This window comes from Acidovorax radicis, assembly GCF_020510705.1.
GTDB lineage: Bacteria > Pseudomonadota > Gammaproteobacteria > Burkholderiales > Burkholderiaceae_C > Acidovorax > Acidovorax radicis_A.
In genome coordinates this window covers 3,528,864-3,549,107 of the sequence record NZ_CP075184.1, presented here as the reverse complement: position 1 = coordinate 3,549,107, position 20,244 = coordinate 3,528,864, and the positions used below count along the sequence as shown (strand labels likewise).

The following is a 20,244-nucleotide window of genomic DNA, read 5'->3' as shown; positions in this document are numbered from 1 at the left end:
GCTGCGGTGGCGCTGCCACGCCAGCGGTCGAAGCCCACGATTGTGGACTGACTGGCGCTGGCGTGCACGGGCGGGGATAAGCGTGCTTCTCGATGCGCCTGGGTGCCTCTGTCCCCAGCGTCTTTATGGCCGGGTGGGTTATCGCCCGCGTGCCTCCGCCACTTCGCGCCCCAGTTCAATCACGGCCATGGCGTAGTAGCTGGACCAGTTGTAGCGTGTGATGGCGTAGAAGTTCTCGGTGCCCGCCACGTAGCTCGGTGCATCGCCGCCGTTTTGCAGCTCGACCAGCGCCAGCGGGCCCGGGTATTGCGCACCCGCAGCGTCCAGCACAGCGCCTTTGGCGGCCATGCTGGCCACGCTGAAGGTGGGCAGGATGTCGGGGGCCAGCAGTTCATCGAACTGTTGCGGGGTCGCGTCCAGTTGCACGCCGAAATGGGTGACCATGCCCGGGGTCCAGCCGTGGCCACGAAAGTAGTTGGCCACAGAGCCGATGGCGTCGGCAGGGCTGTTGAACAGGTCGATGCGGCCATCACCGTCAAAGTCCACCGCGTAGCGCACCCAGCTCGACGGCATGAACTGCCCCAGGCCCATGGCGCCCGCGTAGCTGCCCCGTGGCTCGAAAGGATCGGTGTTGCTGCGATGGCTGAGGCTCAGAAACTGTTCGAGCTCGCGGCGAAAGAACTCGGTGCGTTCTTTGGCGCGCGGGTGGGCCGAGGGGAAGTCAAACGCCAGTGTGGCCAGCGCGTCCATCACGCGAAAGTTGCCCATCTGCTGGCCGTAGATGGTCTCCACGCCGATGATGCCGACAATGATCTCGGCGGGCACGCCGTACTCGCGCTCGGCCCGCTCCAGCGTGGCCTGGTTGTCTTGCCAGAACCGCTGGCCTGCGCGGATGCGCACGGGGTCGATGAAACGGCTGCGGTACACACGCCAGTTCTTGGCCGCACCCTTGGCGGGCGGCAGCATGAGCTTGGGCACCTGGGACAGGAACTGCGCCTGGCCGATGGCCTGACGCACCCATTCGCGGTCGAGGTCGCGGCGTGCGGCCAGGTCGTCGGCAAACGCAAGGGCTTCGGGGCGCGATGCATAGAAAACGGGGGCGGCTTTGGAGCGGCCGCCTTGGCTTGTGCCTGTGGGGCGTTGGGTCTGCAGGGTGTGGATTTTTTGGTGTTTTTGGCTGCTAGCGCTTGCTGGTGTTGCGCAAGCAGCTATCAATACGCTAGCGATGGCGAGCGTGATCGTACGAAATATGTTGGGCATGTCCGGTGGTCAGGGTCTGGGGCTGGGTCAGGGTCTACAAAGTCAACGGCGGGGCGCAGTGGGCCAGGTCAGTGTGCGGAACTCGCGCCGCAGGCGCTTCCATTCGTTGTCGGGGTGCTGCGCGTAGCGTTGCTGTTCCAGGCGCAGCAGCCAGTGGGCCAATGCGGTGGCGGAGGTGCCAAATTGTGCCTGCGCCCGCTCGGCCATGGCGCGCGGCGGCAGGGTGTCGGGCAGGTCCAGCCCGGCGCGCGCCAGGCGCTGGCGTGTGCGGGCCAGCAGGCGCAGCCAGGGGTCGTGCTGGCTGCGCTCCCACAGGCTCCATCCCATGCCCCCGACGGCGGCAAGCAGGATCAGACAACCCAGCACCATGGTCAGGTCCTGCCAGCTGGGTGATTCGAACCCCAGCGACTTGAGCAGATCGAGCTGGCGGCTTTGGGTGTAATTGAGCACCCACTGGTTCCAGCGGTTGTTGGTGGCTTCCCAGAAAGCGCGCAGGTTTTGTGCAATCCCGGGGCTGATGACCGCCCCCATGGCCGACGCAAACGCGCCCTGCGGGGCGCGCAGGCGCTGGAAGGCGCCGACACGCCCTGGCGACACGGCGCCGGTGGGGTCTACCCGCACCCAGCCACGCCCCGCGATCCAGACCTCGGCCCAGGCGTGGGCATCGCTTTGGCGCACGGTCCAGGCGTTGTCCACGGGGTTGCGGTCGCCGCCTTGGTAGCCGGTGACGATGCGCGCCGGGATGTCGAGCGCACGCATCAGCACCACAAAAGCCGAGGCAATGTGCTCGCAAAAGCCTTCCTTGCGGTCAAACCAGAACTCGTCGGCAGTGTGCTGGCCATACACGCCGGGCTCCAGCGTGTAGAGATAGCCGCCGGTGCGCAGGCGCGTGAGCGCGGCCTGGACCAGCGCCTCGGCCCTGGCGGGCCCGGAGGCCGCGTTGGCCGTGATCTGTGGGTCGCTCTGCATCTGCTGCGCCAGCGCCAGCGTGCGGGGGTTGAAGCCGGCGGGCAGCTCGGTATAGGCGCGCAGGCTGGCGGTGGGCGTGCTCGGGCCATGGGTGAACTGCGGGTAGCTGGTGGCCTTGTACCGCACGAGGTCGTTGACGGGCCGGCTGGTCAGCCACTGCAGGTCCTGGGTCATGAAGGTGTCCATGCCTGCCACGACGGGTTTGTCCACCGCTGCGTCGAGCAGCAGCAGCCAGGGGCGCTGGTGGGGCTCCAGCGTCACCTCGTAACGCACAGGCTCGCCTTGCACCTGCAGGTTGGCAGGCGTGCTGGCGCGCGACAGCGTGAGGTCGCCCGAGCGGCCCGATAGCGGGAGCCACTCGGTGCCGTCGAACCGCGCGAACACCGGGCCGCGAAAGTACAGCGCGCTTTGGGGCGGTGCAGCGCCGCCCGGGGTGTCAAAACGCACCCGCATGGCCACGCTGTCATCAAGCGCCAGATCGGCCATGTTGCCCACCTTCATGGCGCCCGACAGCCCGCTGCGCCCGGTCATGCTGTCGCTGGGCATGCCCCACAGCGGCGCCATGCGCGGAAACAGCAGGAACAGCGCGGCCATGATGGGCGCGCCCAGCAGCGCCATGGTGCCGGCCGTGCGAAACGCCTGCGACAGTGGCGGGCGGCCCACCGGCATGTGCGCGTTGACCAGCGCTGTCAGCAACCCCAGCAGCGCCACCAGCATGGCAGCGGCCGTGAGCAGCGATTGCGAAAAGAAGAAGTTGCTGAGCATCGTGAAGAAGCCCAGAAAAAACACCACCATGGCGTCGCGCCGAGCGCGCAGCTCCAGCATCTTGAGCGCCAGCAGCATCACGATCATCGTCACCCCCGCATCGCGGCCCAGGATGGTGCGATGGGTGTACAGCGTGCCGGCAATCGCCAGCACCAGCGGGATGCTGAGCACCCAGCGCCCGGGCAGCGGCAGCCCCTTGAAAGCCAGCCAGCCCCGCCACAGCAGCAGCCCGCCCGCCAGCAGACTGGCCCACAGGGGCAGCACCCCCACTTGGGGGCCGATGACCCAGGCGATCACGAACAGCAAAAACAGCGTGTCCCGCGCGTCGCGGGGCAGGGCATTGAAGGTCTGGCGCAGGGTCATGGCACTTGTGCTGGCAGTTGCAACATACGGCACGCCTGGGGCGTCATGCACGATTTGCTATCAAATAAATAGCTGATTGCGCTTGTGTAATAAGCGCTAGAGGCCAATTTGTTATATAAAACAATGGAAGAAATCAGCACAGTGCCAGTGCCTCCAGGCAGCGCATGCGGTGGGCGGCGCCGGTGTCGGGCGCGATCTCCAGTCCAGGCAGGCGCAAGCCGTAGTCCAGCCCCAGGCGGTCGGCCTGCAGCACCCAGGCGGTCAGCCGCGAGATGCGGGCTTCGGGGTCGGGCAGCGAGGCGCTGGCCAGGTCGAGCCACAGCTCGTGCCGCTGGGCTTGCTGGGCGTCGCGGCTGACCAGGTCGTCGGTGCCGGTGGCCAGCGATTTGGCGGCTTTTTTCCAGACCACGAGCTTGAGCGGGTCGCCGCGCCGGTAGGCACGCACGCCGTCGAATTCGCCAATGCCCTGTGACAGCGCACTGCCCGTGCCCCCCGCGCGTGGCTCACCCGCAGGCAGCGGCGGCGCGGGCGTTTCTGGCGTGGGGTACACCAGCACCTCGGCGGCCGGGCGCCAGTAGGTCCAGACCCGAAAGGTGCCGAGGGGAAACCGGGTCTCGGCCGTCAGCGTGGGCACGCGGTGCAGGCCCCGGCGCGTGGGCTGAAACGCCACCTGCACGCTGGCTTGGCCCTGGGCGGGCACATCGGTCCAGGCCCAATGGTGTTCGGCCTTGCCCTTGCCATGCACCGACAGCGCAACGCCGTAGCGCGGCGATGCGCGGTCGCTCGACAGCTGCACCTCAAACGCGGTGCTGTGGCCCAGGAAGTGCGGCGCCGGTGTCTTGAGGTGCAAGGTCATGCCGCGCAGATTGGCGTGGCAGATATGCACACCCACCACCGCACTGCCCGCTAGCAAAAACGTGAGCAGATAACCCAGGTTGAGCTGGTAGTTGATGGATGCAACCAGCAGCACCAGCAGCGTGAGTGCGAGCATCCACCCCGAGCGTGTGGGCAGGATGTAGACGTTGCGCTGTGTGAGCACCAGGGTGTCGCTGAGCGGCAGCCGCGCCTGCCACCAGCGCTCAAAGCGGCGGCGCAGCGGCGCGATCGGGTTCAGCCGGGCGAGGGCCGCGCGCCAGGGCGCAACGGGATGGGTGGGGGCGGATGTCATGTCAATCGCTCATGGCGCCGCGCGCCGCGCATCGTCCATGGCCTGTTGAGACAGGCGTGGTCCCAGCCAGGCACGCCAAGCAAGGGCCGCCCCGCAGCGAGGGCGTCGCCCCCCGGAACGAAGGCGCGAAGCGACTCAGGGGGGGCTTCATGCCAGGGGCACGGCGTCAACCATGGCGCGCACCTGCTCGACCGCGCCGCGCCGCGCATCCCCCACGGGCACCAGGCGGTGGGCGATGGTTTGCGGCAGCACGGCCTGCACGTCGTCAGGCGCCACGTAGTCGCGCCCGCTGATCAGCGCCTGTGCCTTGGCCGCGCGCAGCATGGCGATGCCTGCGCGCGGCGACAACCCCTGCAAAAACCAGCGGCCCGAGCGCGTGGCTGCGATCAGGTCCTGCACGTAGTTGAGCAGTGGCTCGGCGGTGTGCACGGCCAGCACCTGGCGCTGCAGCTCGGCCAGCTCCTCGCCAGACAACAGCGGCAACAGGCTGCTGACCATGTCGCGCCGGTCGCCACCGGCCAGCAGCATGCGTTCGGCCTCGCGGTCAGGGTAGCCGATGGAGATGCGCATCAAAAACCGGTCGAGCTGCGACTCGGGCAGCGCAAAGGTGCCCAGCTGGTCGTGCGGGTTCTGGGTGGCGATAACGAAGAAGGGGTGGGGCAGGGCGCGGGTTTCGCCTTCCACCGACACCTGCTTTTCTTCCATGGCCTCCAGCAGCGCGCTTTGGGTCTTGGGGCTGGCGCGGTTGATCTCATCGGCCAGCAGCACCTGGGCAAACACCGGGCCGGGGTGGAACACGAAGGCCTCCTTGCCGCGCTCGTACACCGACACCCCGGTCAGGTCGCTGGGCATCAGGTCGGCGGTGAACTGCACGCGCGAAAACTGCAGGCCAAAGGTGTGCGACAACGCGTGCGCCAGCGTGGTCTTGCCCACCCCGGGCACGTCTTCGATGAGCAGGTGGCCCCCCGCCAACAGGCAGGCCACGCAGTCTTGTACCTGGGATTTTTTGCCCACAATCACCGTGTTAAGCTGATCCAGAAGTGATTTGATCTTGTGCTGTGCGTTCATGGCACGACGTTATCCGAAAAACTTCAAAGATATGCGACGAGGGGACAAGACTGTGAGCAAAACGGGCTATTTCACCCACCGGGATTGCTGGAAACACGAGATGGGCCCGGGCCACCCCGAATGCCCCGAGCGGCTGGACGCGATTGAAGACCGTTTGCTGGTCACCGGCGTGGGTGACGCGCTGGAGCGTTATGAAGCGCCCGAGGCCTCGCTGGCCGACATCGAACTGGCCCATGGCCGCATGCACATCGCAGCCCTGCGCGGTCTGTCGGACCGGCTCAACGAAGAGCTGATGGCCGGCGGCCCCAGCTATGCGCAGATCGATACCGACACCTCCATCAACGCCCACACCTGGAAAGCCTCGCTGCGCGCGGCGGGGGCCGCGCTGGCCGCCACCGATGCCGTGATGGCGGGCGAGATCGAAAACGCGTTCTGCTCCGTGCGCCCGCCGGGCCACCATGCCTGCCGTGACAAGGCCATGGGTTTCTGCTTTTTCAATAACGTGGCGGTGGCCGTCAAATATGCGCTGCAGCGCTACAATCTGCAGCGCGTGGCGGTGGTGGACTTTGACGTGCACCACGGCAACGGCACCGAAGACATCCTGGCCAATGACCCGCGTGCGCTGATGGTCAGCATCTTTCAGCACCCGTTCTACCCCTACAGCGGTGATCACGATCCCGCCCCCAACATGGTCAACGTGCCGGTGCCTGCGTACACGCGCGGCATGGACATCCGCGAGATCATCGAGATGATGTGGATGCCCCGCCTGGAGGCCTTCAAGCCCGAGATGATCTTCGTGAGCGCGGGCTTTGACGGCCACCGCGAGGACGACATGGGCCAGCTGGGCCTGACCGAGCAGGACTACACCTGGATCACCCAGCGTGTGAAAGACGTGGCCCGCCGTTATTCAAAGGGCCGCATCGTGTCGTGTCTGGAGGGTGGCTATGTGATGGGGCCGCTCGCGCGCAGTGTGGAGGCGCACTTGCGGGTCCTGGCTGATCTTTGATTCCCCCCTGAGCCGCCTGCGGCGTCTTCCCCCAAGGGGGACGCCACCCGTGGCCTGGCAAAGCCAGTTCCGCGGTGGCACTGGCCTGGAGCCGCGCCGGTTTCGGCGGCACTGGGCAGTGCAGAACACTGGAGAAATCATGAAAACGAATGCCGATGACCTGTTGCAGATCACCCACGAACCACGCGGTGTGGTCACCCTGACCCTCAACGACCCTGCCCGCTTCAACGCGCTGGGCAGCGAGATGCTCTCTGCGCTGCAGCAGGCGCTGGACGATGCGGGTCGTGACGAGTCGGTGCGTGTGGTGGTGCTGGCCGCCGTTGGCAAGGCGTTTTGCGCTGGCCACAACCTCAAGGAGATGGCCGCGCAACCGGAGCTGGCGTATTACCAGAAGCTTTTTGCCCAGTGCAGCCGCGTGATGCTCAGCATCCACAAACTCCCTGTACCGGTGATAGCACGCGTGCACGGCATGGCGACGGCGGCGGGTTGCCAACTGGTGGCGCAGTCGGACCTGGCGGTAGCGGCGGACACCGCCAGCTTTGCCACCAGCGGCATCCACTACGGCCTGTTTTGTGCCACGCCCAGCGTGCCACTGGTGCGCAATGTGCCCGCCAAGCGGGCGATGGAAATGTTGCTCACGGGCGATTTCATCGATGCCCCCACAGCGCTGGCGCAGGGCCTGGTCAATCGCGTGGTATCTGTCGATGCGCTGGATGCCGAGGTGGAGCAACTGGTGCAATCCATCCTGCAAAAGCCTCGGGTGGCCGTGGCCATGGGCAAGGCGCTGGTGTATCAGCAGCGCGAGTTGGGCATTGATGCCGCCTACCAGCTGGCGGGCCAGACCATGGCCACCAACATGATGGACGAGGCTGCGCAAGAGGGTGCTCGCGCCTTCGCAGAAAAACGCCAGCCACGCTGGAAGTGTTGAGCCGTTGAGCACACCGTTGTGAAGATTACCGCCATGGACAAGCTGATGTTCGACGATATGGGCCTGTGGACGCAGGCTTTTTTGCGCCCTACGGTGCTGGTGGAACTGGCGGCGCTGGCGGGGTGTGCGGCCCTGGCATGGCTGCTGGTGCGAGTGCTGCAGCGGGGCCTGCGCCGGGGCGACCCCCGTTCCATATTGTTTGGCGCACGGATCGTGGACGGTGCGCTGTTCCCGCTGGTGCTGTTGTGCCTGGCTTATGTGGCGCGTACCGGGCTGCAGCAGTGGGTGGCGCTGGCAGCTTTCAAGATCGCGATCCCGGCACTGGTGGCGTTGGTGGTCATACGCGCGGGGGTCAAGGTCTTGCAGGTGGCTTTTCCAGAGGCCAGCTGGGTGCGGCCCATCGAGCGCTCCATCTCGTGGTTGGCCTGGCTGGGCATGGTGCTGTGGGTCACGGGCCTGTTGCCGCTGGTGCTCGATGAACTCGATCAGATCCATTGGAAGGTGGGGGGCACCACGCTGTCGGTGCGCACCATGATCGAAGGCGTGCTGACGGCCGGTGCCGTGCTGCTCATTGCGTTGTGGGTTTCCGCCGCCATCGAGTCGCGCCTGCTGCACGCTGCCACGGGGGCTGAGCTGTCGCTGCGCAAGGCGGTGAGCAATGCGGTGCGTGCGCTGCTGGTCTTTGTGGGGCTGATGATGGCCTTGTCGACCGTGGGCATCGACCTGACGGCGCTGTCCGTGCTGGGTGGGGCCGTGGGGGTGGGCATTGGTTTTGGCTTGCAGAAGCTGGCGGCCAACTATGTCAGCGGTTTTGTCGTCCTGGCCGAGCGCAGCATGCGCATTGGCGATAACGTGCGGGTGGATAACTTCGAGGGCCGTATCACCAGCATCAATGCCCGCTACACCGTGGTGCGGTCTTCCACGGGGCGTGAATCCATCGTGCCCAATGAAATGCTGATCACCCAGCGGGTCGAAAACCTGTCGCTGGCCGACCCCCGGGTCTGGCTGTCCACGGTGGTGAGCGTCGGTTACGACAGCGACGTGGATCTGGTGTCCAGGTTGTTGGGCGAGTCTGCGTTCGCCAGCAGCCGTGTGTTGCGCGAACCAGCTCCAAGTGTCGCCTTGTCGGCGTTCGGCGCCGATGGGCTGGAGTTCACCGTGGGCTTCTGGATATCCGACCCCGAAAACGGGTCATTGGGCCTGCGCTCGGAGATCAACCGCGCCATCCTGAGCGCGCTGCGCGCCCATCACATTGATATCCCTTTCCCGCAGCGGGTCGTGCATGTGCAAGGTGGTGGTGCTTTGCCACAGGGGCTGCCTTCCGGGGCCACGGGGGCATCCGTGCCGGCCGGGTGATGTACAGAGAGCCAGCGCATGTCCCCGAGTTGCCACCGACGACAGCTGCCAGTGGACAGGGGCGCCAGGCCGTCGCCTATAATTCACAAAAAGCACGATCGTTCTTTTTTGTGGAACATGTGATCTGTGTCTCGTCTGGGCAGCGGTTTCGCTGCAGTGCGGCATAGAATGATCTGGTTTACGTAAACGTCAATTCAACCAACTATTTAGGAGCCGCAGCATGAAGGTCTTGGTCCCTGTCAAGCGCGTGGTGGACTACAACGTGAAGGTCCGCGTGAAGTCGGACAACACGGGTGTGGACATCGCCAACGTGAAGATGAGCATGAACCCCTTTGACGAAATCGCCGTCGAAGAGGCTGTGCGCCTGAAAGAAAAAGGCCTGGTGACCGAAGTCATCGCAGTCTCCTGCGGCGTGGCCCAATGCCAGGAAACCCTGCGCACCGCCATGGCCATTGGCGCCGACCGCGCCATCCTCGTCGAAACCGATGTGGAACTGCAGCCCCTGGCCGTGGCCAAGCTCTTGAAGGCGCTGGTCGACAAAGAGCAGCCCGGGCTCATCATCCTGGGCAAACAAGCCATCGACGACGACGCCAACCAGACCGGCCAGATGCTGGCGGCCCTGGCCGACCTGCCCCAGGCCACGTTTGCCAACAAGGTGGAACTCTCGGCCGACAAGGTCAGCGTCACCCGCGAAGTGGACGGCGGCCTGGAAACCCTGGTTTTGACGCTGCCCGCCGTCATCACCACCGACCTGCGCCTGAACGAGCCCCGCTACGTCACCTTGCCCAACATCATGAAGGCCAAGAAAAAGCAGCTCGACACCGTCAAGCCCGAAGACCTCGGTGTGGACGTGGCTCCGCGCCTGAAGACCCTCAAAGTGACCGAGCCCGCCAAGCGCGGCGCTGGCGTCAAGGTGGCCGACGTGGCTGCCCTGGTCGACAAGCTCAAGAACGAAGCCAAAGTCATCTAAGGAGAACAAGAAATGACCGTACTCGTTATTGCTGAACACGACAATGCGTCCATCAAGGGCGCAACCCTCAACACCGTCACGGCCGCTGTTGCCTGCGGCGGCGACGTGCACGTGCTCGTGGCTGGCCACAATGCGGGCGCTGCTGCTGCCGCTGCGGGCCAGATCGCTGGCGTTGCCAAAGTCCTGCACGCCGACGCCCCCGGCCTCGAACACGGCCTGGCCGAGAACGTAGCCGCCCAAGTGCTGGCCATCGCCTCCAACTACAGCCACATCCTGTTCCCCGCCACCGCCAGCGGTAAGAACGTGGCCCCCCGCGTGGCCGCCAAACTCGACGTGGCCCAGATCAGCGACATCACCAAGGTGGTGTCTGCTGACACCTTCGAGCGCCCCATCTACGCAGGCAACGCCATTGCCACCGTGCAAAGCGCCGACAGCGTGAAGATCATCACCGTGCGCACCACGGGCTTTGACGCGGCAGCCGCCACCGGTGGCGCAGCCGCCGTCGAAACCGCCGCAGCGACCGCCGACGCAGGCAAGAGCACCTTCATGGGCAGCGAAATCGCCAAGAGCGACCGCCCCGAGTTGACTGCCGCCAAGATCATCGTCTCCGGTGGCCGGGCGCTGGGCAGCAAGGAAAAGTTCGACGAAGTCATCACCCCCCTGGCCGACAAGCTGGGCGCCGCCATCGGTGCTAGCCGCGCTGCCGTCGATGCGGGCTACGCCCCCAACGACCTGCAGGTGGGCCAGACCGGCAAGATCGTGGCGCCGCAGCTGTATGTGGCAGCCGGCATCTCGGGTGCGATCCAGCACTTGGCTGGGATGAAGGACTCCAAGGTGATCGTGGCGATCAACAAGGACCCCGAAGCGCCGATCTTCAGCGTGGCCGACTATGGGCTCGTGGCCGACCTGTTCACGGCCGTGCCGGAACTGGTCGCCGCGCTCTGACAGAGGCCATTGCATCTGCTGCTTGCAGCCTGAAGGCATCGCTTGCGATGCCTTTTTTTTGACAATTTTTTGCTTTTCCGGAGACGCCCATGAGTTACATCGCCCCCGTCAAGGACATGCTGTTCGGCATCGAGCACCTGGCCAACATTGAACAGATCGCCCAAATCCCCGGCTTTGAAGACGCGGGCCTGGACACCGCCGCCGCCGTGCTGGAAGAGTGCGCCAAGTTCAACGAGGGCGTGTTGGCTCCGCTCAACTTCGAAGGCGACAAGAACCCATCGAGCTGGAAAGACGGCGTCGTCACCACCACCCCCGGCTTCAAGGAGGCCTTTCGCCAATACGGCGAAGGCGGCTGGCAGGGCCTGCAGCACCCGGCCGACTTTGGCGGTCAGGGCCTGCCCAAGACCATTGGCGCGGCCTGCATCGAGATGACCAACAGCGCCAACATGAGCTTTGCGCTGTGCCCGCTGTTGACCGACGGCGCCATCGAGGCACTGCTGACCGCAGGCAGCGACGAGCTCAAGGCCACCTACCTCGAAAAGCTGGTGACCGGTCAGTGGACCGGCACCATGAACCTGACCGAACCCCAGGCGGGCTCGGACCTGGCCCTGGTGCGCACGCGTGCCGAACCCCAGCCCGACGGCACCTACAAAATCTTCGGCACCAAGATCTTCATCACCTACGGTGAGCATGACATGGCCGAGAACATCATCCACCTGGTGCTGGCCCGCGTGCAGGGCGCGCCCGAGGGCGTCAAGGGCATCAGCCTGTTCGTGGTGCCCAAGTTCCTGGTGAACAAGGACGGCTCGCTGGGTGCTCGCAACGACGCGCATTGCGTGAGCATTGAGCACAAGCTGGGCATCAAGGCCAGCCCCACGGCCGTGCTGCAGTTTGGCGACCATGGTGGCGCGGTGGGCTACCTGGTGGGCCAGGAGAATCGCGGCCTCGAATACATGTTCATCATGATGAACGCGGCCCGCTACGCCGTGGGCATGCAGGGCATCGCGATCTCGGAGCGCGCCTACCAGAAGGCCGTGCAGTACGCCAAAGACCGCGTGCAGAGCCGCCCCGTGGACGGCAGCATCAATGCCAGCGCCACCATCATCCACCACCCCGACGTCAAGCGCATGCTGATGACCATGCGCGCCACCGTCGAGGGCTGCCGCGCCATGGCCACCGTGGCCGCTGCCGCGTTTGACGCCGCCCACCACCACCCCGACGCCGACACGCGCAAGCAGAACCAGGCGTTCTATGAATTCATGGTGCCGCTGGTCAAGGGCTACAGCACCGAAACCAGCCTGGAAGTGACCAGCCTGGGCGTGCAGGTGCACGGCGGCATGGGCTTCATCGAAGAAACCGGTGCAGCCCAGTACTACCGCGACGCCAAGATCCTGACCATCTACGAAGGCACCACGGCCATCCAGGCCAACGACCTGGTGGGCCGCAAGACGGCGCGCGATGGTGGCCAGGTGGCCAAGGGCATCGCTGCACAAATCGAGAAGACTGAAAGCGAGCTGCTGGCCAGCGGCACGCCAGCAGCCCTGGCCGTGGCCAAACGCCTGACGGCCGCACGCAAGGCGCTGCTCGACGTGATCGACTTTGTGGCCGGTGGCACCAAGGCCCAGCCCAACGCCGTGTTTGCAGGCAGCGTGCCCTACCTGATGCTGGCGGGCAATGTGGTGGCGGGCTGGCAGCTGGCGCGCAGCCTGCTGGTGGCGCAAGACCTGTTGCACAAGGGACAGGACGAGGCATTCATGCGCGCAAAAATCACCACGGCCCAGTTCTACGCCGAGCACATCCTGGTCAAAGCCCCGGGCCTGCGTGACAGCATTGTGGAAGGTGCTGCCAGCGTGACCGAGCTGGCACTGGAAGCGTTCTAACGCGTTCTGAAAGGGCAGCCTGCCCTTTGAGGAGTGAAAAAAGAGTGAGACGAGGCCTGTGCAGGGTGCAGGCCTTTACTATAAAAATAGTAGCTGCTAGCGATTTACTGATAAGCGCTAGAGGGCTATTTCAATCAAAACCTGTTCCTGGAAGTTGTTGCCATGTCCAAACTGCCTCCCGCGTTGCAAAACCTGTCGCTGCCCGTCATCGGCTCGCCGCTGTTCATCATCAGCAACCCCAAGCTCGTGATCGAGCAGTGCAAGGCCGGCGTGGTGGGCTCCATGCCCGCGCTCAACGCCCGCCCCGCCGAGCTGCTGGACGAGTGGCTCGCCGAGATCACCGAAACCCTGGCCGCCTACAACAAGGCCCACCCCGACAAGCCCGCTGCGCCCTTTGCCATCAACCAGATCGTGCACAAGAGCAACGACCGCCTGGAGCACGACATGCAGGTCTGCGCCAAGTACAAGGTGCCGATCATCATCACCAGCCTGGGCGCGCGTGAGGACGTGAACCAGGCCGTGCACGCCTGGGGCGGCATCGTGCTGCACGACATCATCAACAACAAGTTCGCACACAAGGCGATTGAAAAGGGCGCCGACGGCCTGATCGCCGTGGCAGCCGGTGCTGGTGGCCACGCGGGCGTGAAAAGCCCGTTTGCGCTGATCCAGGAAATTCGCCAGTGGTTTGATGGCCCCGTCGCGCTCAGCGGCTCCATTGCCAGCGGCGGCGCGGTGCTGGCGGCGCAGGCCATGGGGGCAGACTTCGGCTACATCGGCTCGGCCTTTATCGCCACGCACGAAGCGCGCGCCAGCGAGGCCTACAAGCAGGCCATCGTGGACGGCAACTCTGACGACATCGTCTACAGCAACCTGTTCACCGGCGTGCACGGCAACTACCTGGCGCCGTCGATCCGTGCGGCGGGCATGGACCCGGACAACCTGCCCGAGTCCGACCCCAGCAAGATGAACTTTGGCGGCGACGCCAAAAAGGCGTGGAAAGATATCTGGGGCTGTGGCCAGGGTATTGGCGCGATTGATGCAGTCACCAGCACGGCCGATTTTGTGGCCAAGCTGCGCCGCGAATACGAAGCAGCGCGGGCGCGGTTGAAGCTGTGAAGTGATGGTTTGCAAGGCGCCAGCGCATCTGCATCTGCATGCGCGGCTGCGGGGACAGGCGTGACGCGTTTCAGGCGGTGTAGATTTACTATCAATCTAATAGCTGCTTGCGCAATAAATCCAAGCGCTGGCGGCCAATTTGATGTGAATCTTCACAACCCGTACACCAGCTCCCGCGCCTTGCCCCAGAACACGCGGTACATGAACACGGTGTAGATCACGATCACCGGCAGCGTGATGGCCACGCCGATGCCGATCACGATCAGCGACTCGGTGGCGCTGGCGGCCTCCCACACCGTCAGGCGATCAATCACGATGTAGGGGTAGATGCTGTAGGCCAGCCCGCAGAAGGCCAGCATAAAAATGGCCACCGTCGCCACAAACACAACCCATCCATAACCGGCTGCCACCACACGCGGCGCGGCCAGCACATGGCGGATGGCAAAAAACGCCACGATGCACGCCAGGGGAATGGGCAGCAATGCAAAAAATTGGGGCAGCACAAACCATTTGTTGAACACCGTCTGGCTTACCACCGGCGTGGCCAGCGAGATGCCCATGAGGGCAAAACCCATGGGCCACAACACGCCCTGGCCCCAGCGCAGGGCCTTGCGCTGCAGATCGCCTTCGGTTTTCATCAGCAGCCAGCCCACGCCCAGCATGGCGTAGGCAGCGGGCAAGGTCAGTGCGATGCCTGCGGCAAACAGGCGGCTCCACAGGTCGGTATGAAAGCCGGTGACATAGGCGCCCAGCATCCAGCCCTGGGCCAGTGTGGTGACCAGCGAGCCGGCGGCGAAGAGGTGGTTCCAGGCGGCCTTGTGTGCATCGCGCGCCTTGACGCGAAAGTCAAACGCCACACCACGCACGATCAGGCCGATCAGCATGACCGCCACGGGCAGGTACAGCGCCGACAACACCACCCCGTGTGCCTCCGGAAAACAGATCAGCAACACACCCACGCCCAGCACCAGCCAGGTTTCGTTGGCGTCCCAAAACGGCCCGATGCTGGAGACCATCACGTCTTTTTCGGCAGGGGTCGCCAAGGGCAGCAACATGCCCACGCCCAGGTCGTAGCCATCCAGCACGACATACGCCAATAACGCCAGGCCCATCACAGCCATGAACACGAGGGGAAGGGCGGTGGCCCAGGTCAATGTTTCCATCATGTGACTCTTTTCAAACAGCCTGGGGTGTGGGGGGCGTCACGGCGGCGGGCATGGTCGAGTGCTCGGACATGTATTTGATGACACCGACATAGGCCAGCAACAGCAAGACATACACCGTCAGGTATGCGGCCAGGGTCCCTGCCACCATGGCGGGGGGATGCTGCGCCACGGCGTCTGCAGTGCGGAACAGGCCGTACACCAAAAAGGGCTGGCGACCGATTTCGGTCACATACCAGCCCGCCAGCGTGGCGACCCAGCCTGAGAACGTCATGCCCACCAGCAGGTAAAGCATGGGTCTGGGCAACGGGGCCAACGGTTGCGCGCGGCGCCGGTACAGCAGCACGGCACCTGTCCATGCCACCGCCAGCATCAACAGGCCCACGCCCACCATCACCCGAAAGCCCCAGAACACGGGCGCCACGGGCGGGTGAGCGCCTGCAAACTCGTTCAGGCCCTTGAGCTCGGCATCCCAGTCGTGCGCCAGCACCAGGCTCGCCGCTTTGGGGATCTGAATCGCGTAATCGGTGCGGCCCTCTTTTTCGTTGGGCAGGCCAAACAGCGTGAGCGGCGCGCCTTTTTCGGTGTGCCAGATGCCTTCGATGGCGGCGATTTTGGCGGGCTGGTGCTGCAGCGTATTGAGGCCATGCAGGTCGCCCATGAAGATCTGCAGCGGTATGGCCACCGCCACCGCCACCACGGCGGTGCGCAGCGCCTGGCGCGTGCCCTGGGCGGCCGTGCCCTTGATGAGCTGCCAAGCACTCACCCCCGCGATCAAAAAACCCGCCGTGAGGGCCGACGCCAGCAGCATGTGCCCAAGGCGGTAGGGAAACGACGGGTTGAACACAATCGCCAGCCAGTCCACCGCATGGAACTTGCCATCGATGATTTCATAGCCCGCCGGGGTCTGCATCCACGAATTCAGGCTCAGTATCCAGAACGCCGACAGCGTGGTGCCCAGCGCCACCATCAGCGTGGCCACCATGTGCATGCGGTTGGAAACACGGCTGCGGCCAAACAGCATGATGCCCAGGAATGTCGCCTCCAGGAAAAACGCCGTCAGGACCTCATACCCCAGCAGTGGCCCGGCAATGTTGCCCACATGTTCCATGAACCCGGGCCAGTTGGTGCCAAACTGAAAACTCATGGTGATGCCCGACACCACGCCCATGGCAAAGGTCAGCGCAAACACCTTGGTCCAGAAGTAATAGGCCTGCTCCCAGCCTGCAGCGGCCGCTGTGCCCCGCGTGGCGGCGTGGCGCAGCCGAAAGAACACCAGAAACCAGCACAACGCGATCGTGATGGTGGGAAACAGGATGTGAAAACTGATGTTGGCGCCGAACTGGATGCGCGAGAGCGTGAAGGTGTCCATGGCCTCAGCCCTCCCTACTTTGGTTGCCGACACTGGCCGCATTGGCCGCGCTCGCCAAACTGGCGGAAGGTCCCTTGCCGGTGAGCCGGTCCTTGAATTCGAGCACCCGTGTCACGGCGGCGCCCATGCCCATCAGTTGCATGGCGGTTTCAGGCGCCAGGCGCTGCACATCGTCAAACCAGGTCATCAGCCGGTCGATCAGGTCGTGCATCTCGCGCATGCGCTCCTGGGCGTAGCGCTCGTCGGGCGAAGTGGCGTCTTCGAGCAGCGCCATGCGCAACATCGACAAGGTGGGTTCGATCTCGCGGCGGCGGCGCTCTTCGGCCAGCACGCGAAAGATCTCCCACACGTCCTTGGGCGCTTCGAAGTATTCGCGGCGGTCGCCGGGCTGATGGCTGAGCTTGACCAGCCGCCACGACTGCAGCTCCTTGAGCCCCATGCTCACATTGGAGCGCGAGAACTCCAGCGTCTCGGCGATCTCGTCGGCATGGACGGGGCGCGGCGAGAGGAAGATCAGCGCATAGATTTGCCCGACGGTGCGGTTGACGCCCCAGCGGCTGCCCATTTCGCCGAAATGGGCCACAAATTGACGATTCAACGCCGGCAGGATGGTTTTGACTTGGGTCATGGGTCTGTATTGTGCATGAAATTATCGAATATTCAGTAAATACTGAAAATTGAGAAATCATGAGATCCATGAACAGGTGCGACGTCGGGTGCGACGTGCGTGCGAGCTGAACGCCCTGCAAAAAATCGCTAGGCAGAGCACAATACCGGGTTTCCCCGGGGGCATTGGCACCCGGTTGTTTTTCTCTGGCGACCCATGTCCTCCTCCTCTTCCCGCACACCCTTGATCGACATGATCAAGGGCATGGCGTGCGCGACCATCGTCTGGCACCACCTGGTTTTTTATGGACCGATGTCGGACATCGCCCAGCCGCTCGCCCCCACGCTGATGGCTTGGCTGTCTACCTACGGGCGCATGGCCGTGCAGGTGTTTTTGGTGCTCGGTGGGTATCTGGCTGCTGCCAGCCTTGCGCCGCAGGGGCTGGCGCGTTTTGACCATGCGGGCAGTGCCATCGCCAAGCGCTTTGTGCGGCTTGTCGTGCCCTATGCCGTGGCGTTGATGCTGTCGGTGCTGGTGTCGGCACTGGTCCGCCCGGTGATGGACCACCCGTCGGTCCCCGACCAGCCCAGCTTGTCCCAGTTGGTCGCCAATGCGCTTTTGCTGCAAGACATCGTGGGCAAAGACGCGTTGTCCGCGGGTGTCTGGTATGTGGCCATCGATTTCCAGCTTTTTGCACTGGTGGTGCTGGTATTAGCGGGGATCCGTGCGTTGCCTGGCACATGGGCGCGGCGCCATGCGGCCGGGTTGACCCGCGCAAGCATGGTGGTGGGGGCGGCCGCCTCGTTGTGGGTCTTCAACCGCATGGGCGAGCTCGACATGTGGGCGCTGTACTTTTTGGGGGCCTATGGCCTTGGCATGCTGGCCTATTGGGCCGTGCGTGCCCCCGACCCGCGGGGTTGGGTGGTTGCCATTGTGTTGTTGGGCGGTGTGGCCTTGGCGCTCGATTTTCGGGGGCGCATTGCCTTGGCGGTGTTCACGGCGCTGTGCCTGGTGGCGGCTTTGCGCTCGACCCGTGTGCAGTCATGGCGTGGCGTAGAGCCGCTGGTGCGGCTGGGGCAGATGTCTTACTCGGTGTTTTTGGTGCACTTTTCGGTGTGCCTGCTCGTCAACGCCGTAGTGAGCCAGGTGTGGCCAGATTCGCCCGTGTTGAACGCTTTGGGCATGGTGCTGGCATTTGGCTTGTCACTGGCCGCCGGTCGCGTGCTTTATCTGCGGGTGGAGCGGCATGTTCCGTCGTGGACCACAGCCCTGCGCTGGCAGCTGGGTCTGGTGGGGGCGGGCATGCTGGTGGTGATGACGAGCCACTGGGCCGCCTGAAGTCGCCAGCGATAGCTGCGAGCGGCCGTGGGGCCGCGGTGCCATTCACGGCAAACGCCATGGTCTGCGCTGCCGCCGCCACGGCAAAACGCGCCAGGGTGGGCGCTTCGCCGGGGGCCGGTTTTAGCGGTGCAGTTCGCCAGCGCTTTCGGGCTGGTACAGAATTTCTTTCACCCGCACCGTCATGGATTTGCCGCCCGGCCCCGGCCAGGCGAGTTCGTCACCCACAGAAAGACCCAGGAGCGCGCTGCCCACCGGCGCAAAAATCGACAATTTATCGGCACTGCCGTCGATGTCACGGGGGTAGACCAGCGTGAGGCAAAACTCCTTGCCGGTTTCCAGAATGGAGAACTGCACGGTGGAGTTCATCGTGACGACGTGGGGCGGAATTTCTTCGGGTGCCACCATATCGGCGCGGTCAAGCTCTGCCTGCAGCTCCGCCTTGCCGGGAAACACGCTGGCCGGAATGGCCGCCAGCAGGGCTTCAATGCGGTCGACGTCCAGAGACGAGAGAATGATCTGGGGTTTGCGCGCCATGGCGGTACCTCGGTGGATGGTTGCAAAGGGCGGGACTGTAGTCGATTGTGAATCTCGCACTGCCACGCGCGGTCAATGGGGTGCGTGATGTCAATGCCATGCAAGGGGTTGTGGGCTGGTCTGCATGTGTGCAAAAGGGTGCAAAAGGAATTGAATAACTGTACATTCATACAGTTATGAAACCAGCCACTCCCGTTTCAACCGAGCCGTACCCCCTCCGCGTCAGCGATGCCTCTGCGGCAGCCGAGGAAGTGCGTATCCCCCTTCAGGCCATTCGGGGCCGTGGCGCTGCCTCGGCCATGGCCCATCGGTTCGAGCGGGTGGCGCGCGAGGTGGTGGACGACGGCTGGGGTCATGAACCCGGGGCTGCGCAGGACGGCGATGCGCCAGCCGCACCTGCCACCCGCGTGCACCTGGAAACCGCGCGCAGTGCGATCTGCGCCAATGATTCGCCCGACATCTTTTTTGAACGTTCGGTCAACCCCTACAGGGGTTGTGAGCACGGCTGCATTTACTGCTACGCCCGGCCCACGCACAGCTACCTCAACTTCTCGCCCGGGCTCGACTTTGAGACGCAGATCGTGGCCAAGCACAACATTGCGCAGGTGTTGCGCCAAGAGCTCGTGCAGCCGCGTTACGTGCCACGCTTGCTCAACATCGGCTCCGCCACCGACTGCTACCAGCCCGTGGAGCGCGACCTGAAGCTCACGCGCAGCGTGATCGAGGTGATGCGCGAGGCGCGCCACCCGTTTTCGCTCATCACCAAATCCAGTGGCGTGGAGCGCGACCTCGACCTGCTTGCCCCGCTGGCTGCGCAGCGCCTGGCGGCCGTGTACGTCACTATCACTACGCTTGATGCCACGCTGGCCCGCCGCATGGAACCTCGCGCTGCAGCGCCCCACCGGCGGCTGCGCACCATCCGCGCATTGGCCGACGCCGGTGTGCCTGTGGGCGTGAGCGTGGCGCCCCAGATCCCGTTCATCACCGAAGACATGGAACACGTGCTGGAGGCTGCGCGCGACGCCGGTGCGCGCACCGCGTTCTACACCGTGCTACGCCTGCCGTGGGAGCTGGATGCGTTGTTTCGCGAATGGCTTACGGTGCACTACCCGCAGCGGGCCGAGCGCGTCATGGCCCGGGTGCAAGACCTGCACCACCTCACCGATGCCCAGCGCGCCGCCGGCAAGACCTATGACAGCGACTTTGTCACCCGCATGAAAGGCAGTGGGCTGTGGGCCGACCTGCTGCGCCAGCGTTTTGCCAACACCTGCCGCCGCCTGGGGCTCAACCGCGAGCGCGAAGGGTTGGACCTGGGGCAGTTCAGGCCCGGGCTGCTGCGAGGGCAGGGCAGCCTGTTTTAGTTTTAGAACCCGTGCTCCACCCAGCGGCCCGCACTGCGTTGCCTGGTCAGCCTCACCACAGGGCTTTCCCAT

At 64.6% G+C, this 20,244-nt stretch carries 17 protein-coding genes; 9 read left to right on the top strand and 8 right to left on the bottom strand.

Features of this window, described 5'->3' with window-relative positions; all coding sequences use genetic code 11:
• Positions 1-138: 138 nt before the first annotated feature.
• The 4 genes from mltB to KI609_RS16215 all read right to left on the bottom strand — a co-directional run bounded on the left by mltB (position 139) and on the right by KI609_RS16215 (position 5,593).
• On the bottom strand, positions 139-1,260 hold the full coding sequence (gene mltB / locus KI609_RS16230) for a lytic murein transglycosylase B (protein WP_226444609.1): 1,122 nt from the start codon (positions 1,258-1,260) through the stop codon (positions 139-141).
• Positions 1,261-1,302: 42 nt separating this feature from the next.
• Positions 1,303-3,357, bottom strand: coding sequence for a DUF3488 and DUF4129 domain-containing transglutaminase family protein (locus KI609_RS16225; protein WP_226444608.1), 2,055 nt, complete (start codon positions 3,355-3,357; stop codon positions 1,303-1,305).
• Positions 3,358-3,490: 133 nt separating this feature from the next.
• Entirely contained in the window at positions 3,491-4,525 is a 1,035-nt protein-coding gene (locus KI609_RS16220; protein WP_226444607.1) for a DUF58 domain-containing protein, read from the bottom strand.
• 147 nt (positions 4,526-4,672) lie between these two features.
• Positions 4,673-5,593 (bottom strand): AAA family ATPase, encoded by a 921-nt coding sequence (locus KI609_RS16215; protein WP_226444606.1) that lies wholly within the window; start codon positions 5,591-5,593, stop codon positions 4,673-4,675.
• Between the two features lie 52 nt (positions 5,594-5,645).
• On the opposite strand from KI609_RS16215, the gene KI609_RS16210 reads away from it, so the two are divergent.
• The 7 genes from KI609_RS16210 (at position 5,646) to KI609_RS16180 (ending at position 13,794) form a co-directional block, all read left to right on the top strand.
• Positions 5,646-6,599 carry a histone deacetylase family protein gene (locus KI609_RS16210; RefSeq protein WP_226444605.1) on the top strand — a complete coding sequence of 318 codons (954 nt, stop codon included), beginning with the start codon at positions 5,646-5,648 and terminating at the stop codon, positions 6,597-6,599.
• A gap of 139 nt (positions 6,600-6,738) precedes the next feature.
• Positions 6,739-7,527, top strand: a complete 789-nt coding sequence (locus tag KI609_RS16205; RefSeq protein WP_226444604.1) for an enoyl-CoA hydratase — start codon at positions 6,739-6,741, stop codon at positions 7,525-7,527.
• A gap of 33 nt (positions 7,528-7,560) precedes the next feature.
• Positions 7,561-8,883 (top strand): mechanosensitive ion channel family protein, encoded by a 1,323-nt coding sequence (locus tag KI609_RS16200; RefSeq protein ID WP_226450482.1) that lies wholly within the window; start codon positions 7,561-7,563, stop codon positions 8,881-8,883.
• Between the two features lie 220 nt (positions 8,884-9,103).
• Positions 9,104-9,853, top strand: coding sequence for an electron transfer flavoprotein subunit beta/FixA family protein (locus tag KI609_RS16195; protein ID WP_226444603.1), 750 nt, complete (start codon positions 9,104-9,106; stop codon positions 9,851-9,853).
• A 12-nt stretch (positions 9,854-9,865) separates the two neighbouring features.
• Positions 9,866-10,798: an electron transfer flavoprotein subunit alpha/FixB family protein gene (locus KI609_RS16190; RefSeq protein WP_226444602.1), complete on the top strand. Its 933-nt coding sequence runs from the start codon at positions 9,866-9,868 to the stop codon at positions 10,796-10,798.
• Between the two features lie 89 nt (positions 10,799-10,887).
• A complete protein-coding gene (locus KI609_RS16185; protein ID WP_226444601.1) occupies positions 10,888-12,678 on the top strand; it encodes an acyl-CoA dehydrogenase in 1,791 nt (596 codons plus the stop codon).
• Between the two features lie 162 nt (positions 12,679-12,840).
• Entirely contained in the window at positions 12,841-13,794 is a 954-nt protein-coding gene (locus tag KI609_RS16180; protein WP_226444600.1) for an NAD(P)H-dependent flavin oxidoreductase, read from the top strand.
• Between the two features lie 152 nt (positions 13,795-13,946).
• Here the strand turns inward: KI609_RS16180 and KI609_RS16175 are convergent, their stop codons facing one another.
• The 3 genes from KI609_RS16175 to KI609_RS16165 are packed head-to-tail and all read right to left on the bottom strand — an operon-like array spanning position 13,947 to position 16,957.
• A complete protein-coding gene (locus tag KI609_RS16175) occupies positions 13,947-14,957 on the bottom strand; it encodes a cytochrome d ubiquinol oxidase subunit II (protein ID WP_226444599.1) in 1,011 nt (336 codons plus the stop codon).
• Positions 14,958-14,970: 13 nt separating this feature from the next.
• The gene (locus KI609_RS16170; RefSeq protein ID WP_226444598.1) at positions 14,971-16,329 is read right to left on the bottom strand and encodes a cytochrome ubiquinol oxidase subunit I; all 1,359 of its coding nucleotides are present in this window, start codon (positions 16,327-16,329) and stop codon (positions 14,971-14,973) included.
• Positions 16,330-16,333: 4 nt separating this feature from the next.
• Positions 16,334-16,957, bottom strand: coding sequence for a GbsR/MarR family transcriptional regulator (locus KI609_RS16165; RefSeq protein WP_226444597.1), 624 nt, complete (start codon positions 16,955-16,957; stop codon positions 16,334-16,336).
• Between the two features lie 195 nt (positions 16,958-17,152).
• On the opposite strand from KI609_RS16165, the gene KI609_RS16160 reads away from it, so the two are divergent.
• Positions 17,153-18,274: an acyltransferase family protein gene (locus KI609_RS16160; protein WP_226444596.1), complete on the top strand. Its 1,122-nt coding sequence runs from the start codon at positions 17,153-17,155 to the stop codon at positions 18,272-18,274.
• 123 nt (positions 18,275-18,397) lie between these two features.
• On the opposite strand, the gene rnk is transcribed toward KI609_RS16160, so the two are convergent.
• Positions 18,398-18,811, bottom strand: a complete 414-nt coding sequence (gene rnk / locus KI609_RS16155; protein WP_226444595.1) for a nucleoside diphosphate kinase regulator — start codon at positions 18,809-18,811, stop codon at positions 18,398-18,400.
• Between the two features lie 176 nt (positions 18,812-18,987).
• Between rnk and KI609_RS16150 the strand changes: the two genes are divergently transcribed.
• A complete protein-coding gene (locus KI609_RS16150; protein ID WP_226444594.1) occupies positions 18,988-20,172 on the top strand; it encodes a PA0069 family radical SAM protein in 1,185 nt (394 codons plus the stop codon).
• Positions 20,173-20,244 lie beyond the last annotated feature (72 nt).

Bases quoted from the DNA above. Each gene is read 5' to 3' on its own strand.
- mltB (WP_226444609.1), bottom strand. From the start codon at position 1,260: ATGCCCAACATATTTCGTACGATCACGCTCGCCATCGCTAGCGTATTG.
- KI609_RS16225 (WP_226444608.1), bottom strand. From the start codon at position 3,357: ATGACCCTGCGCCAGACCTTCAATGCCCTGCCCCGCGACGCGCGGGAC.
- KI609_RS16220 (WP_226444607.1), bottom strand. From the start codon at position 4,525: ATGACATCCGCCCCCACCCATCCCGTTGCGCCCTGGCGCGCGGCCCTC.
- KI609_RS16215 (WP_226444606.1), bottom strand. From the start codon at position 5,593: ATGAACGCACAGCACAAGATCAAATCACTTCTGGATCAGCTTAACACG.
- KI609_RS16205 (WP_226444604.1), top strand. From the start codon at position 6,739: ATGAAAACGAATGCCGATGACCTGTTGCAGATCACCCACGAACCACGC.
- KI609_RS16200 (WP_226450482.1), top strand. From the start codon at position 7,561: ATGGACAAGCTGATGTTCGACGATATGGGCCTGTGGACGCAGGCTTTT.
- KI609_RS16195 (WP_226444603.1), top strand. From the start codon at position 9,104: ATGAAGGTCTTGGTCCCTGTCAAGCGCGTGGTGGACTACAACGTGAAG.
- KI609_RS16190 (WP_226444602.1), top strand. From the start codon at position 9,866: ATGACCGTACTCGTTATTGCTGAACACGACAATGCGTCCATCAAGGGC.
- KI609_RS16185 (WP_226444601.1), top strand. From the start codon at position 10,888: ATGAGTTACATCGCCCCCGTCAAGGACATGCTGTTCGGCATCGAGCAC.
- KI609_RS16180 (WP_226444600.1), top strand. From the start codon at position 12,841: ATGTCCAAACTGCCTCCCGCGTTGCAAAACCTGTCGCTGCCCGTCATC.
- KI609_RS16175 (WP_226444599.1), bottom strand. From the start codon at position 14,957: ATGGAAACATTGACCTGGGCCACCGCCCTTCCCCTCGTGTTCATGGCT.
- KI609_RS16170 (WP_226444598.1), bottom strand. From the start codon at position 16,329: ATGGACACCTTCACGCTCTCGCGCATCCAGTTCGGCGCCAACATCAGT.
- KI609_RS16165 (WP_226444597.1), bottom strand. From the start codon at position 16,957: ATGACCCAAGTCAAAACCATCCTGCCGGCGTTGAATCGTCAATTTGTG.
- KI609_RS16160 (WP_226444596.1), top strand. From the start codon at position 17,153: ATGTCCTCCTCCTCTTCCCGCACACCCTTGATCGACATGATCAAGGGC.
- rnk (WP_226444595.1), bottom strand. From the start codon at position 18,811: ATGGCGCGCAAACCCCAGATCATTCTCTCGTCTCTGGACGTCGACCGC.
- KI609_RS16150 (WP_226444594.1), top strand. From the start codon at position 18,988: ATGAAACCAGCCACTCCCGTTTCAACCGAGCCGTACCCCCTCCGCGTC.